Raw genomic sequence first — 20,536 nt, 5'->3', positions numbered from 1 at the left:
ATGACCCTCACGACCCCCCGCCACCCGACCCCGGCCACCGGCCCCGGCGACCACCCCGCCCCGGCCACCGGCCCCGACGGCCTCCCCACCCCGCCCACCGACTCCGGCGACCACCCCGCCCCGGCCGCCGACCCCGACGGCCCCCCGAGACCGGCACCCGCCCAGGGTGCCGGTCTCGGCCTGCTCCTCGCCCTCCTCGCCACCGTCGTCTGGTCCGGCAGCTTCGTCGCCACCCGCGACATGGCCGACTCCGTCCCGCCCGTCCAGGCCGTGTTCTGGCGCTGGGTCATCGCCCTCCTCGCGGTCGCCCCCCTCGCCGCCCGCCCGTTCTGGCGGCAGCGCGCGGCCATCCGCCGCCACCTCGGATTCGTCGCCCTCGCCTCGCTGTTCGGCGTCGCCCTCTACAACACCCTCGTCCACCAGGCCGGCCTGACCACCTCCGCCACCAACATGGGCATGATCATGGCCGCCTCCCCGGTGATCATGGCCGTCTACGCCCGGCTCGGCGGCGAACGCCTCGGCACCCGCCGCCTCCTGGGCGCGGCGATCGCCGTCCTCGGCGTCCTGCTGCTCGTCGGCGAGGGCTCCCTCACCGTCGACCTCGCCGCGGGCGACCTCTGGATGTTCGCGGCGGCCCTGTCCTTCGCCTCGTACAGCGCGCTCCTCAAGCGCAGGCCCGAAGGGATCGACGGACTCGCCTTCCTCTTCACGACCTTCGTGCTCGGCGCGCTCATGCTCGCCCCCGCCTACGCCGTCTCCCTCGCCGTCCAGGGCGGCTTCCCCGCCGTCCCCTCCACCGTCGGCCCCCTGCTCTACATCGGCGTGTTCTCCTCCGCCGTCGCCTTCTTCGCCTGGAACAAGGCGATCTCCCTCATCGGCGCGGCCCGCGCCGGAGTCGTCTACCACCTCCAGCCGGTCTGCGTCGCCCTGCTCTCGTACGCCCTCCTCGGCGAGGAGCTCGGCCTGGCCGGAGGCGCCTGCATGGCGCTGATCCTCGGCGGAGTGGCGCTCAGCTCCGCCACCGGACTCCCGGCCCCGGCCGGGCGGGGGAAGCCCCCCAGGTAGGTTGCGCCCATGACCGAGTGGGACATCAAGAAGCTGCACATCCTGCGCACCCTGCGCGACCGGGGCACCGTCACCGCCACCGCGGAGACGCTCCGCATGACCCCCTCGGCCGTCTCCCAGCAGCTCACCAACCTCGCCAGGCAGCTCGGTGTGCCGCTCCTGGAGGCCCACGGCCGGCGCGTCCGCCTCACCGACGCCGCCCACCTCGTCCTGCGCCACGCCGAAGCCGTCTTCGCCCAGCTGGAGCGCGCCGACGCCGAACTCGACGGCTATCTGCGGGGCGAGGCCGGCCAGGTGCGGGTCGCGGCCTTCTCCACCTCCGTGCCCGCGCTCCTCGTCCCCGCCGTACGCCGGCTCCGCACCGCCCATCCCGGGCTCGACGTGCGGATCCGGGAGGCCGAGGCGGGGGAGGCGTACGAGCTGCTCACGGCCGGCGAGGCGGACCTCGCGCTCTCGCTCGCCGCCCACGCGCCCACCGCGCGCGACCCCCAGTTCAGCCGGGTGCCGCTGCTCGCCGACCCCCTCGACATCGCCCTCCCCGCCGGCCATCCGCTCGCCGCCGCGCCCGGCCTGCGCCTCGCCGACCTCGCCGCCGAACCCTGGATCTTCGGCGGCTCCGGCCCCTGGTCCGAGATCACCACCGCCGCCTGCGAGGCCGCCGGCTTCGTGCCCGAGCAGGCCCACAGCGCCTCCGGCTGGACCGCGATCCTCGCCATGGTCGAGGCCGGGCTCGGCATCGCGCTCGTCCCCCGGATGGCCGCCGCGGACCGCCGGGGCGGCTCCGGGGTCGTCATGCGGGTCCTCTCCGCCGACCAGCCGCGCCGCCACGTCGTCGCGGCGGTGCGGCGCGGCGCCGAGGAAGGCACCGCGGTGGCGCGGGTGCTCGCCGCCCTCCGCCAGACGGCCGCGGCCCGCGAGACCGTTCAGCGGAACTGAACGGCATCGTCGAAAACATTCGATGGACCGCGGACTTCCGGCGCGCGAGAGTCGGACCATGACCGGAACCGAGGACATCCAGGACCCGCACGCCAACGACGCCGCGCCCTACGGCGGAGGCGACCCGTACGCCGACTACCGCACCGGCGACTTCCCCTTCACCGAACTGGTCGACCTCGCCGACCGCCGCCTCGGCGCCGGCGTCGTCGCCGCCAACGACGAGTTCTTCGCCGAGCGCGAGAACCTGCTCGTCCGCGAGCGGGCCGTCTTCGACCCGGAGCACTTCGGCCACAAGGGCAAGATCATGGACGGCTGGGAGACCCGCCGCCGCCGCGGCGCCGACGCCCAGAACGTCTTCCCCGCCCCCGAGGACCACGACTGGGCCGTCGTCCGCCTCGGCGCCCCCGGCGTCATCAAGGGCCTGATCGTCGACACCGCCCACTTCCGCGGCAACTACCCGCAGAAGGTCAGCGTCCAGGCCACCGCCGTCGAGGGCAGCCCCAGCCCCGAGGAGCTGCTCGACGCGAAGTGGGAGGAGCTCGTCCCGCCCACCCCCGTCCGCGGCCACGCCGCCAACGGCTTCACGATCGACAGCGACCGCCGCTGGACCCACGTCCGCCTCTGCCAGCACCCGGACGGCGGCGTCGCCCGCCTCCGCGTCCACGGCGAGGTGCTGCCCGACCCCGAGTGGCTCGGCCTGCTCGGCACCGTCGACCTGCTCTCGGTCCTCAACGGCGGGTCGTACGAGGACGCCTCCGACCGGTTCTACTCGTCGCCCACCCAGATCATCCTGCCCGGCACCTCCCGCAAGATGGACGACGGCTGGGAGAACCGCCGCCGCCGGGTCCGCGGCACCAACGACTGGGTCCGCTTCCGCCTCCCCGCCCAGGGCGCCGTCCGCGCCGTCGAGATCGACACCGCCTACCTCAAGGGCAACTCGGCCGGCTGGATCGCCCTCCAGGGCCGCAACGGCGAGTCCGGCGAGTGGTTCGAGATCGTCCCGCGCACCCGCCTCCAGCCCGACACCCTGCACCGCTTCGCGCTCCCCGCGCAGGCGGTCGTCACCCATGTGCGCCTCGACGCCTTCCCCGACGGCGGCGTCGCCCGCATGCGCCTGCACGGCTCCCTCACCGAGGAGGGCGCCGCCGACCTGCGCGCCCGCTTCGACCGCGCGAGCCGGTAGGCACCAGGAACCGGCGAAGGGGCGCCTCCGTGGGGGAGGCGCCCCTTCACCGTGCGAGTGGGCCGCTCTACTTCGCGGCCGCCGCGTCCGCCGCACGGGCCTTCAGGGCCCGCTCGACGCCCGCCCGCGACTCCGTGACCAGGCGACGCAGCGCCGGGACCGGGTCGTTGGCCGCGATCCACGTGTCCGTCGCGTCCAGCGTCTCCTGCGAGACCTGGAGCGTCGGGTAGAGGCCGACCACGATCTGCTGGATCATCTCGTGGCTGCGGGTCTCCGCCACGCGCTTGATCGACGCGAAGTACTTCTCCGTGTACGGGGCGAGCAGCTCACGCTGGTCGGTCTGGACGAAACCGACGATCACCGCCTCCTGCACCGCGTTGGCCAGCTTGTCGTCCTCGACGACCGCCGCCCACGCCTCGGCCTTCGCGGCCTCGGTCGGGCGGGCCGCGCGGGCCGTGGCGGCGTGCCGCTCACCGGCGGCCGTGCGGTCCCGCTCCAGCTCGGCGGCGATCTCCGGCTCGTCGAAGACACCCGTCGCGGCGAGCCGCTGCACGAACGCCCAGCGCAGCTCGGTGTCGACGGCGAGGCCCTCGATCGTCTCGCGGCCCTCCAGGAGCGCGGCGAGCAGGTCGAGCTGCTGCGGCGTCCGGGCGGTGGCGGCGAAGGCCCGCGCCCACGCCAGCTGGTGGTCGCTCGCCGGCTCGGCCGCCTTGAGGTGGGTCAGCGCCGCCTCGGTCCAGCGGGTCAGGCCGGCGTCGCGCCACTCCGGCGCCGCGTACAGCTCCAGGGCGGCCTTGACCTGGCCCTGGAGGGACTGCACCACGCCGATGTCCGACTCCTTGGCGATGCCGGACAGCACCAGCTCCAGGTAGTCGCGGGTCGCCAGCTCGCCGTCCCGGGTCATGTCCCAGGCGGAGGCCCAGCACAGCGCGCGCGGCAGCGACTCGGCGAAGTCGCCGAGGTGCGCGGTGACGTTCTGGAGGGACACCTCGTCGAGGCGGACCTTGGCGTACGACAGGTCGTCGTCGTTCAGCAGCACGACCGCCGGGCGGGACCGGCCCACCAGCGCCGGCACCTCGGTCAGGCCGGCCGCCTCGATGTCCAGCTCCAGGCGCTCGGTGCGGACCAGCTTGCCGGCCGCGTCGAGGTCGTAGAAGCCGATGGCGATGCGGTGCGGGCGGAGCACGGCCTCGCCCTTGGCGCCGGCGGGCAGCGCCGGGGCCTCCTGCTTCACCGCGAAGGCGGTGATCGAGCCGTTCTCGTCGGTCTCGATCTCCGGGCGCAGGACGTTGATGCCGGCCGTCTCCAGCCACGCCTTCGACCAGGTCTTCAGGTCGCGGCCGGAGGTCTCCTCCAGCGCGCCCAGCAGGTCGCTCAGGCGGGTGTTGCCGAAGGCGTGGCGCTGGAAGTACGCCTGGACGCCCTTGAAGAACTCGTCCTGGCCGACGTAGGCGACGAGCTGCTTGAGGACCGAGGCGCCCTTGGCGTACGTGATGCCGTCGAAGTTGACGAGCACGTCCTCCAGGTCGTTGATCTCGGCCATGATCGGGTGCGTCGACGGCAGCTGGTCCTGGCGGTAGGCCCAGGTCTTCTCCGCGTTGGCGAAGGTGGTCCAGGCGTTCGGCCAGCGGGTGCCGGCGACGGACGCCTGGCAGGCGACCGAGGTGTAGGTGGCGAACGACTCGTTCAGCCACAGGTCGTTCCACCACTCCATGGTCACGAGGTCGCCGAACCACATGTGGGCGAGCTCGTGGAGGATGGTCTCGGCGCGGCGCTCGTAGGCCGCGTCCGTCACCTTCGAGCGGAAGACGTACTGGTCGCGGATGGTGACCGCGCCCGCGTTCTCCATCGCGCCGGCGTTGAACTCCGGCACGAACAGCTGGTCGTACTTGGCGAACGGGTAGGCGTACGCGAACTTCTCCTGGAACCAGCCGAAGCCCTGCCGGGTCACGTCGAAGATGTGGTCCGCGTCGAGGAACTCCGCCAGCGACGGACGGCAGTAGATGCCCAGCGGCACGACCTGCCCGTCCGGGCCCTCGTACGCCGAGTGCACCGCGTGGTACGGGCCGACGATCAGGGCGGTGATGTACGAGGAGATCCGCGGGGTCGGCTCGAAGGCCCACACCCCGTCCTTCGGCTCCGGGGTGGGCGAGTTGGAGATGACGCTCCAGCCCTCCGGGGCCTTCACCGTGAACTGGAAGGTCGCCTTCAGGTCCGGCTGCTCGAAGGAGGCGAAGACCCGGCGCGCGTCCGGCACCTCGAACTGCGTGTACAGGTACGCCTGGCCGTCGACCGGGTCGACGAAGCGGTGCAGGCCCTCACCGGTGTTGGTGTACGCGCAGTCGGCGACCACGCGCAGCTCGTTGCGGCCCTGCTTCAGGTGGGGCAGCGCGATCCGCGAGTCGCGGAAGACGGCGGCGACGTCCAGCGCGTGCCCGTTCAGCACGGCCTCGTGGACGGCGGGGGCGACGAGGTCGATGAAGCTCTCGGCGCCCTGCTCGGCGGAATCGAAGCGGACGGTGGTGACGGACCGGTAGGTGCCGCCCTCCTGCGCACCGGTGAGGTCCAGTTCGACCTCGTACGCGTCCACGGTCAGCAGCGCCGCCCGCTGCTGGGCCTCTTCACGGGTCAGGTTCGTACCAGGCACCCGGTCAACTCCTCGGTTTCGTGACGTTTGGGCCATCCTTCCACGGGCCCCTCGGCCCGCGCATCGCGCATTTCCCAGGGCGAACACGCGAAAGGGCGGCCACCCGTCCGGGTGGCCGCCCTCCGGCGGACGGGGAGCGGGGTCAGCCCTTGAGCTCGGCCGCCACCAGCTCCGCGATCTGCACCGCGTTGAGCGCGGCGCCCTTGCGGAGGTTGTCGTTGGAGAGGAAGAGCGCCAGGCCGTTCTCCACGGTCTCGTCGACGCGGATGCGGCCCACGTACGAGGCGTCCTTGCCGGCCGCCTGGAGCGGGGTCGGGATCTCGGACAGCTCGACGCCCTCGGCGTCCTTCAGCAGCTCGTAGGCGCGCTCGACGCCGATCGGGCGCTCGAAGCGGACGTTCACCTGGAGCGAGTGGCCGGAGAAGACCGGGACGCGGACGCAGGTGCCGGAGACCTTCAGCTCCGGGATCTCCAGGATCTTGCGGGACTCGTGGCGGAGCTTCTGCTCCTCGTCGGTCTCGAAGGAGCCGTCGTCGACGATCGAGCCGGCCAGCGGGACCACGTTGAACGCGATCGGGCGCTGGTAGACGGCCGGCTCGGGGAACGCGACGGCGTCGCCGTCGAACGCCAGCTGGTCGGCCTGCTCGGCCACGGCGCACGCCTGGGTGCGCAGCTCGGCGACGCCGGCCACGCCCGAACCGGAGACGGCCTGGTAGGTGGTGGCGATCAGCGCGGTGAGGCCGGCCTCCTGGTGGAGGGGCTTGAGGACCGGCATGGCGGCCATCGTGGTGCAGTTCGGGTTGGCGATGATGCCCTTGGGGCGGTCCTTGATCGCGTGCGGGTTGACCTCGGAGACGACGAGGGGGACCTCGGGGTCGCGGCGCCAGGCGGAGGAGTTGTCGATGACGACGGCGCCCTGGGAGGCGACCTTCTCGGCGAGGGCCTTGGAGGTGGCGCCGCCGGCGGAGAAGAGCACGATGTCCAGGCCGGTGTAGTCGGCGGTCGAGGCGTCCTCGACCGTGACGCCGTCCACGACCGTGCCGGCGGACCGGGCGGAGGCGAAGAGCCGCAGCTCGTCGACCGGGAAGTTCCGCTCGGCCAGGATCTTGCGCATGACTGTGCCGACCTGACCGGTGGCTCCGACGATTCCGACCTTCACGGGGACTCCTCCGTACGTGTGTGCAGGTGCTGCCGCCCCCCATGATGCGTGCCGCCTGCCGTTCCTTGTCCAATCCATTGTCCGAGGAGCGGGACGCGGCCGCGGGTGAACGTTCCCGGGCGGTCGCGCGTCGTAGGGGCGACACGGACCGGGAGGAGGCGGGGTGGAGCAGATGGACGCGGCGCTCGTGGACCGGGTGCGGGCGGTCCTGGCGCTGGGCGGGGTGCCGTACGCGGAGCTCCAGGACGGGGTGCAGCAGGTGGGGCTCCGTCTCCTGGAGGCCCGGGCGAAGGGGGACCCGCCGCGCTCCCCGGCCGCCTGGTGCGCGGTGGTCGCCACCCGGGTGGCCGCCGACTGGCACCGGGCCCGGCGCCGGGACGAGCGGCTCGGCGAGCGGCTGACCGCGCTGCCGCATCCGCCGGGCGGCGGCGGGGAGGAGGCCCGGGTGCTCGCGCTCGCCGTGGCGGACGGCCTGGAGGCGCTGCCGGAGAAGCAGCGGCAGGTCCTGGTGCTCCGCTTCTACGCGGACCTGCCGGTGGCCCGGATCGCCGAGGAGCTGGGGGTCCCCGAGGGGACGGTCAAGAGCAGGCTGCACGCCGCCGTCCGCGCCCTGCGGGAGCGGCTGCGCACGGACGAGGTGGTGTGAGTGAGCGAGGACACGAGGGACCCGCTGGTCCTGGCCCTGTTCCCGGAGGACGGCCCGCCGGGCGCCGGGGACGACCCCGAGGTCGCCCGCGCCCTCGCGGACGTGGACCTGATCCGCGAGCAGCTGGGCGTCCTCGCCGCGGCGCTCACCGCGGAGGCCGTCCGACCGGAGCCGGTACTGGAGCCGGTGCCGGTGCCGGAGTCCGTACCGCGGGAGCACGTACGTCCGGAGCGGGTACCGCCGGAGCACGTGCCGCCGGAGCCGGTGGCGCCGGACCCGGTCGTACGCCCCCGGCGGCGCGGCCGGATCGCCGCCTGGGCGCTCGCGGCCTGTGTGGCCCTGGGCGCGCTCGGCACCGGCGGGGCCTGGCTGGCCGCCCGTCCGGGGGCGGTCGGCGGCGCCGTCGACGCCGGTTCCGACGCCAAGCTCACCCCGGGCGGGCTGGTGGCCTGTGCCACGGACGTCGCCGAGGGCGCGGTGGTGCGGGCCGAGCCGCTCGCGGACGGGGAGTTCCGGGTGGTGCTGCGGGTGGAGCGCCGGTACAAGCCGGCCGGGCCGGACTCCGGCGAGCTGGTCTTCACGGGGTTCGCGGCGGAGGCGTCGTCCTACCGGCCCGGTACGCGGATGCTGGTCGTCGTCCCGCGCTCCGCCGGCGAGGGGGTGCTCACCTTCCGCCAGGACATGGAGCCGCCCGGCGAGCTCGGCGAGGACGTCGGTCCGGTCCGCGACGAGCTGGAGTACGGCCGGAAGTGGCTGGCGAAGGCCCTGCCGGACGCCGGCGGCGGCTGCCCCGGCCGGGGCTGAGACGCGAAGGGGCGGACACCCTCACGGGTGCCCGCCCCTCGTACCGCACGGGTGTTACGGGGTGACGCTGCCGATCAGGACGCTGCCGGTGCCCGCGACGGTGCCGCGCGCGTTGAGCAGCTGGACCTCACCGAAGAACTGGCGTCCCTCGGGGGCCGGACCGCCGACGACGACCTCGGCCGGGACCTTGGTGCTCCCGCCGTTGGCCAGCGGGTAGGTCTTCGACTCGTCGACCTTCACGGTGCCGAGCGCCGAGGAGAAGTACACGTCCTTGTAGTCGTAGGTCGTGCCGCCCTCGGCGTGGACCGCGTAGCCGTCGATGACGACCTCGTAGGTGCCGGCCTTCGGCTTGACGAGGGAGACGGCCTCCTCCGAGTCGCCGTCGGCCGACGAGGCGACCTTGACGCCGTTCAGGAGCACGGTCAGGTCGAGGTCGGCGGCCTTGTCGGAGGTGTTGCCGATCGCGATGTCGAGCCGCTCGACGCCCTCACCGACGGTGACGGTCTTCGTCTGCTTCTCGTGGTGCTGGATCGTCGGGGTCTCGACCTTGGCCGAGCCCAGCGAGCCGCCCTTCAGCTTGCCGTCGATGCCGGCGAAGTTGTTGGTGACGGTCCACTCGACGGCGGACGGGACGCCGACCTTCGCCTCGGCGACCGTCTGGACGGCCGGGTCGAAGGAGGCACCGAGCACGGTGACGCCGAGCTTGTACGGGTTGTCCAGGTCCGGCGAGGTGCGGCGCGCCTCGACCTCGATCTCCCAGACGCCGGCCTGCGGGTTGGCGTAGGAGCGCTGGTCGGGACGGCAGGTGTTCGCCGGGTTGTAGTGCGGGTAGCACATCGTGGTCGCGGTCGGGTCGACCGGGACGCCGTACGGGTGGATGGAGATGAACCGGGTCTGGCTCTTCTCCTTCAGGCCGCCGATGGCGACCTCCAGGGAGGTGGCGCCCTTCGGGACGGTCACGAAGTACGACTTGTGGCTGTTGCGCTGGACCGAGCCGGAGGCGGAGAAGCCGTAGCCGGGGGCGACCAGGTCGCTCGCGACGACCGAGGTGGCGAGGATCTGCTTGTCGACGCCCTCGGTGCGCTCGTCGTCGGCCTCCAGGATCACGCTGTGCACGCCGGCGGTCCTCGGGCGGGCCTCCAGCTTGACGGTGACCGGCTTGTTCAGCGGGAGGCGGACCTCGTCGTCGCCGAGGATCCGGAAGGTGCCGTCGTTGTACTTGAGGTCCAGCTCGTGCTCGATGGCACGGTCCGGGCCGCTGGTACGGGTGACGGTGACGTCGTAGACCTTCTTCTGGCCGACCTTGAGGCCGCCCTCGCGGTCGTACACACCGGTGCCGGTGTGCGGGGCCGGGAAGATCACGGTGTCGACCGGGGCCTCGACCTTGTAGGAGTGGGCGGTGGCCCCGTCCTTGATGGAGTCCCACGCCTCGTTGATGTCGACGAGACCGGCGCCCTGCTCGTGGGCCGCGACACCCGGGATCCGCTGCGCGGTCGAGGTGAGGGCGGTGCGCAGGGTCAGCGGGGTGAGCTCGATGCCGCGCTGCTTGGCGGCGGAGAGCAGCAGCGCGCTCGCGCCGGCGACCTGCGGGGACGACATCGAGGTGCCGTTGAGCATGCCGTAGCCGGCGGGGAGCGCGTAGCCGGACTCGGCGACGCCGGCGCCGGCCTGCCAGGTCGGGATGGTGTTGACGGCCGAACCCGGGCCGGTGATCAGCGGGGTGGCGCCGCCGTCCTCACGCGGACCGCGCGAGGAGAACGGGAACATGGCGTACTTCTTCTCGACCGCGGAGCCGTAGTTGGCGGCCCAGGTCGACTGGGAGACCGCCGCGCCGACCGAGAGGACCTTGTCGGCCAGGCCGGGGTCGCCGATCGTGTTGGTGCCGGGGCCGGAGTTGCCGGCCGAGATCACCAGCTGCACGCCGTACTCGTCGATGAGACGGGTGTAGAGGCGGGCGCGGACGTTGTCGCCGTCGTTCAGCGCGGGCAGGCCGCCGATCGACATGTTGACGATGTCGACGCCGCGGTTGACGACGAGGTCGACCATGCCCTCGGTGAGGGCGGTGTTGGTGCAGCCGCCGTCCCAGGTGCAGGCGCGCGAGGAGACGATCTTCGCGCCGGGGGCGGCGCCGTTCATCTTCCCGCCGAAGAGGCCCTTGGCGGCGGTGATGCCGGCGACGTGGGTGCCGTGCGAGGACTCGACGACGCCGATGTTGACGAAGTCGCGCTTCTGGCCGACCCAGGAGCCGCCGTACGGGTCCATCGGGACGTCCTTGCGGATCTCCACGACGAACGGGGTGCGCTCGACGACGTCCGTGGCCGGGTCGTCGGTGCCGAAGTAGCCGATGCCGTACCCGTCCTTGAACGGCTTCATCGGCTCGTTGTCCGTGAAGTCGTTGTCCTGGTCGGTGTCGACGCGGACGGTGCCCGCGGCGGCGTCGTACAGCAGGCCGAAGACGTCGGTGGTGTCGCCGTCGCGGTTGATGTCGCCGGCCGGGTCGCCGCCCGCCGTGACGGACTCGCTGAAGCGGCTCCACTGGTAGGCGCCCGCGGGGGCCTTCCAGGACTGCGAGGCGGCCGTGAAGACCGGGCCCGCGACCGGGGTGACCTGGGCGCGCCAGGTGCCGTCGGAGTCGACGATCGGGTCGGTGGAGGTCACCCAGTCGACGATCTTGCGCTCGCCGGTGGTGGTCTTCTGCAGGGCCGGGTGGGCCAGGTCGACGCCCGAGTCGAGGATGCCGATGGTCACGCCGCGGCCGTCGGCGCGCGGGTGGTCCTCGACGAACTCGACGGCGCCCGTCTCGTGGGACGGGTTGTACGGGTTCTTCGCCGGGGTGTACTTCGACGGCGCCGGGTAGGTCCGGGTGACCGTCGTGCCCTCGACGGCGCCGGAGACGCCGGCGTCGGGGCGGGGGTCGTCCAGCTGGATCTCCGCCTGGAGGTCCACGGACTGGACGGAGGAGAGCTTGGTGGCGGCCTTGATCGCGGCGTCGGCCTTGCCGGTCGGCAGGGTGGCGCGGACGTAGCCGAGCTCGTCGTTGCGGTTGCCGACCGAGGCGCCGGGGACGGCGTCGAGCTGGCCGGCGACCTGCTCGGTCGCGCCGGGCGCGGTGGCGACCAGGATGGTGACGTGCGGCTCGCCGGCGGCCTCGGCCTCGGAGAGGCGCTGCGCGTCGGTGGCGCCGAGCTTGTCGGCGGGCTCCGCGGCCTTCACCGGGGGAGTCGTCGCCGGGTCGTCGGCGGCGAGCACCGGGGCGGCACCGGCCGCGACGAGCGCGGTCACCAGACCGGCGGCGGCGGCGATACGGGCCGCTCGTCTGGTCCCGGTCGAGCGCCCGGGTATGGAGCTCTGCGTTTCGGGGGTGGTCATTTACATCCCTGTTTGTGAAAGAAGAGGGTCCGGATTCCGGTACCGGATGACCGCTCAGCCTTTCGCAAGTGACAGGGTTTTGTGGAGAGTTCCTGGAGGGCATGTTGTGTCCATGGCGTACATCCGCCATCGTGCACTCTCCGCCAGAGACGACGAATCGCCCTCAACGAGGGCGATTCGACCCGTGGTTCCGGATCACTGGTCCTTCGTGCGGGCGTAGTGCCGGGACGCCTTCGCCCGGTTGCCGCAGGTCGCCATCGAGTGCCAGCGCCGGGTGCCGTTCCGCGAGGTGTCGAAGAAGTGCAGGATGCACGCCTCGTGCGCGCAGGTCCTGATCCGGTCCGGCGCGGTGCGCAGCAGGTCCAGGTAGTCGCGGGCGGCGGTCCAGGCCGGCCCCCACGCGGGATCGGCGAACTCGGCCCGCTCGCCGGGGCCCTCGGTGGTGAGCAGGGCGCGGATCCGGCCGTGCTCCAGGACGGCGTCGAGCCGCGCGACCGCGTCCGGGTCGCCGGGCCGGTCGACCAGGGCCTTCAGCGCCTCGCGGGCGGTGCGGGCGTGCCGGAGCGTGGCCTCGTCCGCGGTGAAGCGCCCGTCGAGCCCGTTGGACGCGAGCCAGACCGCCAGACCTCCGGTGTCGGTGAGCAGGTCCTGGCGCTCGCCCTCGCTCATCCAGCGGGTGTTGAGCAGGTCCAGGGAGACCGGCTCGCCGGTGAGGGGCCGCGGATCGGTGACGGGCATGGCGGGCATCCTCCTCGATCCCCCGGGTGATCTAACCCCTCAAGCGTACGTGACGGGTTGCGCATCGCGAGTTCTAACCTCTAAAGTCGAGTTAAGCGGTTAGCCCGAAGGGGGCGACCGACGACGAGGGGACCGTCATGTCCGCGATCGGCACGCTGAACACGGCGCACATCGGCATCAACGTCACCGACCTGGACCGCTCGCTCCGCTTCTACGGGGAGGTCCTCGGCTTCGAGGTGATCGGCTCCGGCGACGCCGACGGACGCCGCTACGCCTTCCTCGGCCAGGGCGGCCGGCTCGCCGTCACCCTCTGGCAGCAGGCCGGGGACGGTTACGACGCGACCCGGGCCGGCCTGCACCATCTGGCCTTCGAGGCCGAGTCCATCGAGCGGGTCCGCGAGGCCGAGGCCGTCCTCAAGGCCGAGGGCGTCACCTTCGCCTACGACGGCGTCGTCGCCCACCGCGAGGGCGCGGCCTCCGGCGGCATCTTCTTCCACGACCCGGACGGCACCCGCCTGGAGATCTCCGTCCCGAAGGGCGCCGAGGAGGCCCCGGCCCCCAGCGCCGCGGCCCCGACCTGCGGCTTCTTCTAGGCCGTCACCTCCGGGCCGGTGCGGGGCCGCCCGTCCGGGGCCCCGCCACCCGGGGGGCTCTCCGTCCGGGGCCCCGCCACCCCGGGGGCTCTCAGTCCGGGGCCCTGCCACCCCGGGGGCCTCTCCGTCCGGGGCCCGCCCGTCCGGGACCCGCCCGCATCCGCCCTCGTCCGCCCTCGTCCGCCCGCGTCCGCCCGTACCCGTCCTCGCCCGTCCGGAGGCCCGCCATGAGCAGCACCGCGTACCACCACGGCTCCCTCGCCATCCAGGAACGCCTCGGCCTCCGGGACGCCGCCGCCCACATCGCCCCGAGCATCCGCCCCGGCATCCGTCCCGTCGCCGCCGCCTTCCTGGAGGCCCAGCCCATGCTGGTCCTCGGGGCGGCGGCACCCGACGGGCGCGTCTGGGCGAGCCTGCTCACCGGAGCGCCCGGCTTCGCCCGCGCCACCGGGCCCCACACGGTCTCGGTCGCGGGCGGGGCCCGGCCCGGCGACCCGCTCGCCGAGGCCCTGGCCGGCGAGACCCGCGTCGGCACGATCGCCCTCGATCCCCGCACCCGCCGCCGCATGCGCCTCAACGGCACCGCCCGCCCCAGCGCCCGCGGCCTGCTGATCGAGGCCGAGCAGGTCTTCGCCAACTGCCCCAAGTACCTCCAGAAGCGCGAGCTGCGCGCCTCCGGCCCCGCCGGCCCCGGCGCCCCGCCCGCCCGGTGGGGCGAGGCCCTCTCCGAGGACCAGCTGGCCGCCGTCCGCGCCGCCGACACCTTCTTCGTCGCCACCACGGGACCGGACGGCGCCGACGCCAGCCACCGCGGCGGCAACCCCGGCTTCGTCCGCGCCGAGGACCCCCGCACGCTCGAATGGCGGGACTACCCGGGCAACGCGATGTTCCTCACACTCGGCAACCTGGAGACCGACGACAGGGCCGGTCTTCTCTTCCTGGACTGGGAGAACGGCACGACCCTCCAGCTCAGCGGCCGGGCGCGAACGGTATACCGTCTGGAGGAGCGGTTCGTCCGCTTCCGGGTCGACAGCGTCGTCGAGACCCCGGCCGCCGGCCCCCTCAGCTGGTCCGCGCCCGAGTACTCCCCGGCCAATCCGACCACCCCCTGAAGCCGCACCACCGCACCCTGCCGCCCGCACGCGGACTCCCGATCCACGATCCCGAGGAACCCGTGACCACCACCGCCCCGGCTCCCGAGGCCACCGTGCCCGCGCCGTCCGCGACCACCCCCGCCCCCGCCCCTGCCCGTCCCGGCCCGCCGCCGCGCCCACGCCCCCTCGCGGTCCTCGTCGCCACCGGCGTCAGCACCACCGCCCTGCTCCTGCTGGTCGCGCTCGGCACCGTCCTCCACCACCCGCTGCTCATCCCGCCGCTCGCCGCGAGCATGGCGCTGGTCGCCGCCTCCCCGGAGCTGCCGCTCTCCCAGCCCCGCTCGGTGATCGGCGGCCAGCTCCTCTCCGCCCTCGCCGGCTTCGCCGTCCTCGCGGTCGCCGGCCCCGGCCTGTGGAGCGCCGCCGTCGCCGGCGGACTCGCCCTCGGCGTGATGATGCTCGCCCGCGCCCCGCACTCCCCGGCCGCCGCCACCGCGGTGATCGTCGCCCTGGGCTCCCCGCCGTTCTGGACCTTTACCGGCCTCCTGCTCGCCTCCTGCGTGCTGCTCGTCGTGGTCGGCCTGCTCGCCGCCCGGGCCGGCCGCCGCCGCTACCCCGTCTACTGGTACTGAACCGGCCGGCCGTCACCCCGATCGCCTAACCTCGGCCCATGAAGCAGGAGTTGAGGGTGGCGGCCTACGCCGTGTGCGTCCGTGGCGGCGAGATCCTGCTCGCCCGCTGGGTCGCCAAGGACGGGACGAGGCGCTGGACCCTGCCCGGCGGTGGCATGGACCACGGCGAGGAACCCGTCGCGACCGTCGTCCGCGAGGTCGAGGAGGAGACCGGATACGTCTCCGAGCCCGTCGCCCTCCTCGGCGTCGACTCCGTCGTGCGCGACCGGCTGCCCCGCATCGGCACCCCCGGCTCCTGGCAGGGGCTCCGCATCCTCTACGAGGCCCGGATCACCGGCGGCGCGCTGCGCCCCGAGACCGGCGGCTCCACCGACCTCGCCGCCTGGCACCCCCTCGACGCCGTGCCCGGTCTGCCCCGGGTCCACCTCGTCGACGTCGGCCTCGACCTCTGGCGCGCCCGCCCCGCGCTCGGCCGCTCCCGGCTCGGCGACCCGCGCCGCAACTGACCCCCCCTCCCCGCCCGGCCCCGCCTCCCGCCGGCTCCGCCGAACGGCCGAAAAAGGCTCAACCGGTACGTCCCCGCTCAACCCTCCCGTCCCGCCCCCGGTCCTCCCCGCCGACCGCAGTACCGGACCAGGGACACAGGGGACCCACATGACCACCACCCGCACCACCCGCACCGTCGTCGCCGCGGCCCTCGCCGCCGGCCTCACCGTCACCGCGCTCGCCGCCCCCGCCCTCGCCGCGAACCCGGCCCCCGCCCCCGCGAAGGCCGGCCACACGGCCACCCAGGCGGCGCTCCAGGCCGCCGTCGACGCCGGTGTCCCGGGCGCCGTCGCCCAGGCCCGGGCCGACGGCCGCTCCTGGACCGGCACCGCCGGCGAGCGCGGCGGCGACGACCGCTACCGCGTCGGCTCCATCACCAAGACCTTCACCGCCACCGTCCTCCTCCAGCTCCAGGCCGAGGGCCGCGTCGACCTCGACGACCCGGTCGAGAAGTGGCTGCCCGGCCTCGTCACCGGCAACGGCCACGACGGGAGCAGGATCACCGTCCGGCAGCTCCTCAACCACACCAGCGGCGTCTACAGCTACACCGAGGACCCCGCCTTCCAGCAGAAGGTCTTCGGCGCGGGCTTCCTCCAGCACCGCTACGACACCTGGAGCCCGCGCGACCTGGTCGGCGTCGCCATGGGCCACGCCCCGGCCTTCGCCCCCGGCACCTCCTGGCGCTACTCCAACACCAACTTCGTCCTGGCCGGCCTGGTCATCGAGAAGGTCACCGGCCGCCCCTACGGCAAGGCCGTCGAGAACCGGATCATCAAGCCCCTCAAGCTCCGCGCCACCAGTGTCCCCGGCACCCGGGTGAACGTCCCGGGGCCCAGCAGCCGCGCGTACTCCACCCTGAATCCCGAGGCGACCTCCCCCGTCCACGACGTCACCGAGCTCAACCCCTCCCTCGCCCACGCCGCCGGCGAGATGATCTCCGACTCCGCCGACCTCCAGACCTTCTACCGCGCCCTCCTCAAGGGCCGGCTCCTCCCGAAGGCCGAGATGCGCGAACTCACCACCACGGTGGCGGTCTCCCCCCAGTTCCCCGACTACCGCTACGGCCTCGGCATCTCCTGGCAGAAGCTGGGCTGCGGCACCGAGATCTGGGGCCACGGCGGCGGCATCCACGGCTCCCTCTCGGAGGCGTACACCACCCGCGACGGCCGGCACACCCTCGCCGCCAACATCAACGCCGACTGGACCGGGGACACCCAGGCGATCGTCGAGGCCGAGTTCTGCGGCACGGTCCCGCCGAAGAAGTAGCGCTCACCGCGGCAGGACGACGACATAGGCGGCGGGCCGCCGCTCCGGCGCCGCCATCAGCGCCGTACGGACCACGGCGGCCTGCTGGTCCATGGCCTCCCGCAGCTTGCGGGGGGTCAGGTGGACCACCGTGATGCCCAGCCGCTCCAGGTGCTCCCGCTTGCGGGTGTACTCGGACCACAGGGCGTCCTCGTCCTGCCGGGGCGCCCGGGTGTCCAGCTCCACCGCCACCGCCTGGTCCGGCCAGTAGGCGTCCACGCCGCCCAGGTGCGGGCCGCCCGGCAGCCGCAGGTCCACGTTCCACAGCGGGTCCGGCAGCGCGAAGTCCCGCACCATCTCGTACAGCCGCTCCTCCGACAGCGCCCGCCCCTCGACCAGCAGCGAGTCCACCGCGTCCACCACGTGCGGCCGGGTCAGCAGCCGCGCCCGGCTCAACTCCCGTACCAGCACCGGCGGTTCGCAGTGGCCGCCGCGCACCGCCTCGGTCAGCAGCCGGCGGACGGCCTCGGCGTCCTGGAGCCCCGGGACGGCGTCGGCGACCGCCCGCGCGACCGGCGCCACCGGCAGCCCGGCGAGCTCCACCGGCTCCGGCGACTCCGGCGCCCGCACCACCCGCACGAAACCGGTCGAGCGCAGCCGGCGGGTCCGCCCCACCAGCACGTCGATCCGGTCCAGGCCGGCCGGCGGGGGAGCGGAGGAGAAGCCGTGCAGGGCGAGCGCGGCCAGACCGGTGATCATCGCGCCCGGCCCGTGGAGCGGCGCCCCGCCGTCCCGGCGGGCGTACAGCAGCGCGGCCCGCAGCCGGTCGTCGCCGGTCGGGGCGCCGGGGTGGAGCAGGAAGACGCCCGGCAGCAGCTGCTGCCAGTCGCCGCCGTCCGCGACCCGCCCGGCGACCTCCGCGGCGGGCACGCCCATGGCCCTCAACTGGCCGCTGGAAGCGAGACGTTGCGTGACGCCCGCGGGGGAGGGGAGGGGGCGGGGGCGGGGGGTGATGGGGGTGTTGTGGTTCATGCCGGGGGTCTTCCGCTCCCCGGCCCGGTCCTAACGGCCTGTTACAAGCTGGTGGCCGAACCCGGACAAGACGGCGCTAAAGGACGCACGTTCGACTGCCGAGAAAGGCCGCGCGGGCGCGCCGGGGCCGCCGCCGGTGAGGGGCCCGCACCCGCGGGCCCCCTCCCGGTCCCGGTCACGCCTCCAGCGCGTCGCACTCCTGCGCCCGCAGCGCCCGGGCCAGGTCGTCGCGGGACTCCAGGACGAGCCGCCGCAGCGCCGGAGCCGCGTCCGCGTGCTCCGTCAGCCAGGCGTCGGTCGCCGCCAGGGTCTCCGGACGGTCCTGGAGCGCCGGGAAGAGGCCCCGCACGACGTCCATGCCGATCTGGATCGACCGCTCGGCCCAGATCCGCTCGATCACGGCGAAGTACTTCTCCGCGTACGGGGCGGTCAGCTCGCGCTGCGAAGGCTGCGCGAACCCGGCGATCACCGCGCCGGCCAGCGCGTTCGACAGGGCGTCCGACTCGACGACCTGCGCCCACGCCTGCGCCTTCACCGCCGCCGACGGGCGCGAGGCCAGCAGCCGCACCTGGTGCCGCTTGCCGCTCGCGGTGTCGTCCCGCGCCAGCTCCTCGTCGATCCGCGTCTCGTCGGCCCGGCCCTCCTCGGCGAGGGTCGAGAGCAGCGCCCAGCGCAGCTCCTGGTCGACGTCGAGGCCGTCGATCCGGGCGGTGCCGGCGAGCAGCCCCTCCAGGAGCTGGAGGTCGGCGTCCGAGGAGGCGGTCGCGGCGAAGAAGCGGGCCCAGGTCAGCTGGTGCTCGCTGCCCGGCCCGGCGAGCCGCAGCTCGCGCAGCCCGCCCTCGGCGAGCAGCCGGCCGCCCTCCGCGCGCCACGCCGGAGCCGCGTAGTGGGTGACCGCGGTCCGCGCCCAGGCGTGCACCATCTGGAGGACGCCGATGTCGGTCTCCCGGCCCGCGAAGGCGAGCACGGCGGCGACGAAGTCGCGGGCCGGCATCAGCCCGTCCCGGGTCAGGTTCCACAGCGCCGACCAGCAGAGCGCGCGCGCCAGCGGGTCGGTGACGGCGCCGAGGTGCTCGCGGAGGGTGTCGAGCGAGCCCTCGTCGAAGCGGATCTTGCAGTAGGTGAGGTCGTCGTCGTTGACGAGGATCAGGTCCGGGCGCTCGTGGCCGGCCAGTCCGCCGACGACGGTCCGGACCCCGGCGACGTCGGCCTCCACGCGCGCGTACCGGACGAGTTCGCCCTCCGACAGGCGGTACAGGCCGACCGCGACCCGGTGCGGGCGCAGCTCGTCGCCCTCCTGGAGGACGGCCAGCTCGGTGATCCGGCCCTCGGCGTCGTAGGTGACCTCGGGGGCGAGCACGTTGACGCCGGAGGTCTGGAGCCAGGACTTCGACCAGGCCCGCATGTCCCGGCCGGAGGTCTCCTCCAGCACGGTGAGCAGGTCGGCGAGGCGGGTGTTGCCGTACGCGTGGCGCTTGAAGTAGCGGCGCGCGCCCTCCAGGAAGGCGTCCCGGCCCACGTAGGCGACGAGCTGCTTGAGGACGGAGGCGCCCTTGGCGTACGTGATGCCGTCGAAGTTCAGCTTGGCGTCCTCCAGGTCACGGATGTCGGCCGTGATCGGGTGGGTGGACGGCAGCTGGTCGGCGCGGTAGGCCCACGCCTTGCGGTTGTTGGCGAAGGTGACCCAGCTGTCGGTGAAGCGGGTGGCCTCGGCGAGCGAGAAGGAGCCCATGAAGTCGGCGAACGACTCCTTCAGCCACAGGTCGTCCCACCAGACCATGGTGACGAGGTCGCCGAACCACATGTGGGCCATCTCGTGCAGGATCGTGTTCGAGCGCCGCTCGTACGCCGCCCGGGTGACCTTGCCCCGGTAGATGTACTCCTCGGTGAAGGTGACCATGCCGGGGTTCTCCATGGCGCCGAGGTTGTACTCGGGCACGAACGCCTGGTCGTACTTGCCGAAGGGGTACGGGTAGTCGAAGGTGTCGTGGAAGAAGTCGAAGCCCTGCTTGGTGACGAGGAAGACGTCGTCCGCGTCGAAGTGCTTCGCGAGCCCCTTGCGGCACATCGCGCCGAGCGGGATCTCCAGGTCGCCGCGGCGGTAGGTGTCGGTGACGTAGTGGTAGGGGCCCGCCACCACGCAGGTGATGTACGTGGAGATCGGCGCCGTCTCGGCGAACCGCCACACGCCGTCGGCGTCCCGCTCGCCGGCGCCGTTGCTCCACACGTTCCAGCCCTCGGGCGCGGTCACCTCGAAGCGGTACGGGCCCTTGAGGTCGGGCTGCTCGAAGTTGGCGTACACCCGGCGGGCGTCGGCCGGCTCGTACTGGGTGTAGAGGTAGACCTCGCCGTCCTCGGGGTCGACGAAGCGGTGCATGCCCTCGCCGGTGCGGCTGTAGGCGCACTGCGCGTCGACGACCAGCACGTTCTCGTCCGCGAGGCCGTCCAGGGCGATCCGGGCGCCGTCGAAGACGACGGCCGGGTCCAGCGTCCGCCCGTTGAGGGTGACGGAGGTGACCGAGGGCGCGATCAGGTCCGCGAAGGTCGCGTCGCCCTCGCCCGTGCGGCGGAAGCGGACGGTCGTCACCGAGCGGAAGGTGCGTACCGCCTCCGTGGACTCGCCGACCGCCGAGCGCAGGTCGAGGGCGACCTCGTAGCCGTCGACGGACAGCAGCGCCGCCCGCTCGTGGGCCTCGTCGCGGGACAGGTTCTCACCGGGCACGGTCACTCCTTCGTGGCGTGTTCGAAACAGCCCCGATCCTCCCATGCGCACCTTTCACCCGGTGCACGGGAATGCCGGCACGACCCCGTGGCGTTGCGACAGGTCGGCGCATCCCTTCCGCACGC

16 protein-coding genes are annotated in these 20,536 nt (G+C 73.6%); 10 read left to right on the top strand and 6 right to left on the bottom strand.

Annotated elements, in window-relative coordinates; translation table 11 throughout:
• From ACFVU3_RS18505 to alc, 3 genes are read left to right on the top strand one after another with little or no spacing between them, the layout of a single operon-like run.
• Positions 1-1,065 (top strand): EamA family transporter, encoded by a 1,065-nt coding sequence (locus tag ACFVU3_RS18505; protein WP_390067338.1) that lies wholly within the window; start codon positions 1-3, stop codon positions 1,063-1,065.
• A gap of 9 nt (positions 1,066-1,074) precedes the next feature.
• Positions 1,075-2,001 carry a LysR family transcriptional regulator gene (locus tag ACFVU3_RS18500; protein WP_390067336.1) on the top strand — a complete coding sequence of 309 codons (927 nt, stop codon included), beginning with the start codon at positions 1,075-1,077 and terminating at the stop codon, positions 1,999-2,001.
• Positions 2,002-2,059: 58 nt separating this feature from the next.
• Positions 2,060-3,184 (top strand): allantoicase, encoded by a 1,125-nt coding sequence (alc, locus tag ACFVU3_RS18495; RefSeq protein WP_390067334.1) that lies wholly within the window; start codon positions 2,060-2,062, stop codon positions 3,182-3,184.
• Between the two features lie 67 nt (positions 3,185-3,251).
• On the opposite strand, the gene pepN (ACFVU3_RS18490) is transcribed toward alc, so the two are convergent.
• The gene (gene pepN, locus ACFVU3_RS18490) at positions 3,252-5,831 is read right to left on the bottom strand and encodes an aminopeptidase N (RefSeq protein ID WP_390067332.1); all 2,580 of its coding nucleotides are present in this window, start codon (positions 5,829-5,831) and stop codon (positions 3,252-3,254) included.
• 142 nt (positions 5,832-5,973) lie between these two features.
• Complete coding sequence (locus ACFVU3_RS18485; RefSeq protein ID WP_390067331.1) at positions 5,974-6,990, bottom strand: aspartate-semialdehyde dehydrogenase; 1,017 nt, start codon at positions 6,988-6,990, stop codon at positions 5,974-5,976.
• Positions 6,991-7,162: 172 nt separating this feature from the next.
• Between ACFVU3_RS18485 and ACFVU3_RS18480 the strand changes: the two genes are divergently transcribed.
• Together ACFVU3_RS18480 and ACFVU3_RS18475 are read left to right on the top strand one after the other, a co-directional pair.
• Positions 7,163-7,636 (top strand): RNA polymerase sigma factor, encoded by a 474-nt coding sequence (locus ACFVU3_RS18480; RefSeq protein ID WP_390067586.1) that lies wholly within the window; start codon positions 7,163-7,165, stop codon positions 7,634-7,636.
• Entirely contained in the window at positions 7,637-8,440 is an 804-nt protein-coding gene (locus ACFVU3_RS18475) for a hypothetical protein (RefSeq protein WP_390067329.1), read from the top strand.
• Positions 8,441-8,494: 54 nt separating this feature from the next.
• Here ACFVU3_RS18475 and ACFVU3_RS18470 read toward each other — a convergent pair whose 3' ends face one another.
• Both ACFVU3_RS18470 and ACFVU3_RS18465 read right to left on the bottom strand, forming a co-directional pair.
• A complete protein-coding gene (locus tag ACFVU3_RS18470) occupies positions 8,495-11,809 on the bottom strand; it encodes a S8 family serine peptidase (RefSeq protein ID WP_390067327.1) in 3,315 nt (1,104 codons plus the stop codon).
• A 195-nt stretch (positions 11,810-12,004) separates the two neighbouring features.
• Positions 12,005-12,547 carry a CGNR zinc finger domain-containing protein gene (locus tag ACFVU3_RS18465; protein ID WP_390067325.1) on the bottom strand — a complete coding sequence of 181 codons (543 nt, stop codon included), beginning with the start codon at positions 12,545-12,547 and terminating at the stop codon, positions 12,005-12,007.
• A gap of 137 nt (positions 12,548-12,684) precedes the next feature.
• Between ACFVU3_RS18465 and ACFVU3_RS18460 the strand changes: the two genes are divergently transcribed.
• From ACFVU3_RS18460 to ACFVU3_RS18440, 5 genes are all read left to right on the top strand, one after another.
• A complete protein-coding gene (locus ACFVU3_RS18460) occupies positions 12,685-13,140 on the top strand; it encodes a VOC family protein (protein WP_390067323.1) in 456 nt (151 codons plus the stop codon).
• Between the two features lie 227 nt (positions 13,141-13,367).
• Complete coding sequence (locus ACFVU3_RS18455; protein ID WP_390067321.1) at positions 13,368-14,252, top strand: pyridoxamine 5'-phosphate oxidase family protein; 885 nt, start codon at positions 13,368-13,370, stop codon at positions 14,250-14,252.
• A 62-nt stretch (positions 14,253-14,314) separates the two neighbouring features.
• Entirely contained in the window at positions 14,315-14,866 is a 552-nt protein-coding gene (locus ACFVU3_RS18450) for an HPP family protein (protein WP_390067319.1), read from the top strand.
• Positions 14,867-14,904: 38 nt separating this feature from the next.
• Positions 14,905-15,372 (top strand): NUDIX hydrolase, encoded by a 468-nt coding sequence (locus ACFVU3_RS18445; RefSeq protein WP_390067317.1) that lies wholly within the window; start codon positions 14,905-14,907, stop codon positions 15,370-15,372.
• 148 nt (positions 15,373-15,520) lie between these two features.
• Positions 15,521-16,678, top strand: a complete 1,158-nt coding sequence (locus tag ACFVU3_RS18440) for a serine hydrolase domain-containing protein (RefSeq protein ID WP_390067315.1) — start codon at positions 15,521-15,523, stop codon at positions 16,676-16,678.
• Between the two features lie 3 nt (positions 16,679-16,681).
• On the opposite strand, the gene ACFVU3_RS18435 is transcribed toward ACFVU3_RS18440, so the two are convergent.
• Both ACFVU3_RS18435 and pepN (ACFVU3_RS18430) read right to left on the bottom strand, forming a co-directional pair.
• Positions 16,682-17,689 (bottom strand): hypothetical protein, encoded by a 1,008-nt coding sequence (locus ACFVU3_RS18435; protein WP_390067314.1) that lies wholly within the window; start codon positions 17,687-17,689, stop codon positions 16,682-16,684.
• A gap of 175 nt (positions 17,690-17,864) precedes the next feature.
• Complete coding sequence (gene pepN / locus ACFVU3_RS18430; protein WP_390067312.1) at positions 17,865-20,411, bottom strand: aminopeptidase N; 2,547 nt, start codon at positions 20,409-20,411, stop codon at positions 17,865-17,867.
• Positions 20,412-20,536: the final 125 nt, after the last annotated feature.

This window comes from Streptomyces sp. NPDC058052, assembly GCF_042885515.1.
Lineage (GTDB): Bacteria > Actinomycetota > Actinomycetes > Streptomycetales > Streptomycetaceae > Streptomyces.
Note: the sequence above shows the minus strand (reverse complement) of the source record. Positions and strands in the feature narration are given on the sequence as shown.

Bases quoted from the DNA above. Each gene is read 5' to 3' on its own strand.
- ACFVU3_RS18505 (WP_390067338.1), top strand. From the start codon at position 1: ATGACCCTCACGACCCCCCGCCACCCGACCCCGGCCACCGGCCCCGGC.
- ACFVU3_RS18500 (WP_390067336.1), top strand. From the start codon at position 1,075: ATGACCGAGTGGGACATCAAGAAGCTGCACATCCTGCGCACCCTGCGC.
- alc (WP_390067334.1), top strand. From the start codon at position 2,060: ATGACCGGAACCGAGGACATCCAGGACCCGCACGCCAACGACGCCGCG.
- ACFVU3_RS18480 (WP_390067586.1), top strand. From the start codon at position 7,163: ATGGACGCGGCGCTCGTGGACCGGGTGCGGGCGGTCCTGGCGCTGGGC.
- ACFVU3_RS18470 (WP_390067327.1), bottom strand. From the start codon at position 11,809: ATGACCACCCCCGAAACGCAGAGCTCCATACCCGGGCGCTCGACCGGG.
- ACFVU3_RS18465 (WP_390067325.1), bottom strand. From the start codon at position 12,547: ATGCCCGTCACCGATCCGCGGCCCCTCACCGGCGAGCCGGTCTCCCTG.
- ACFVU3_RS18460 (WP_390067323.1), top strand. From the start codon at position 12,685: ATGTCCGCGATCGGCACGCTGAACACGGCGCACATCGGCATCAACGTC.
- ACFVU3_RS18455 (WP_390067321.1), top strand. From the start codon at position 13,368: ATGAGCAGCACCGCGTACCACCACGGCTCCCTCGCCATCCAGGAACGC.
- ACFVU3_RS18445 (WP_390067317.1), top strand. From the start codon at position 14,905: ATGAAGCAGGAGTTGAGGGTGGCGGCCTACGCCGTGTGCGTCCGTGGC.
- ACFVU3_RS18440 (WP_390067315.1), top strand. From the start codon at position 15,521: ATGACCACCACCCGCACCACCCGCACCGTCGTCGCCGCGGCCCTCGCC.
- ACFVU3_RS18435 (WP_390067314.1), bottom strand. From the start codon at position 17,689: ATGAACCACAACACCCCCATCACCCCCCGCCCCCGCCCCCTCCCCTCC.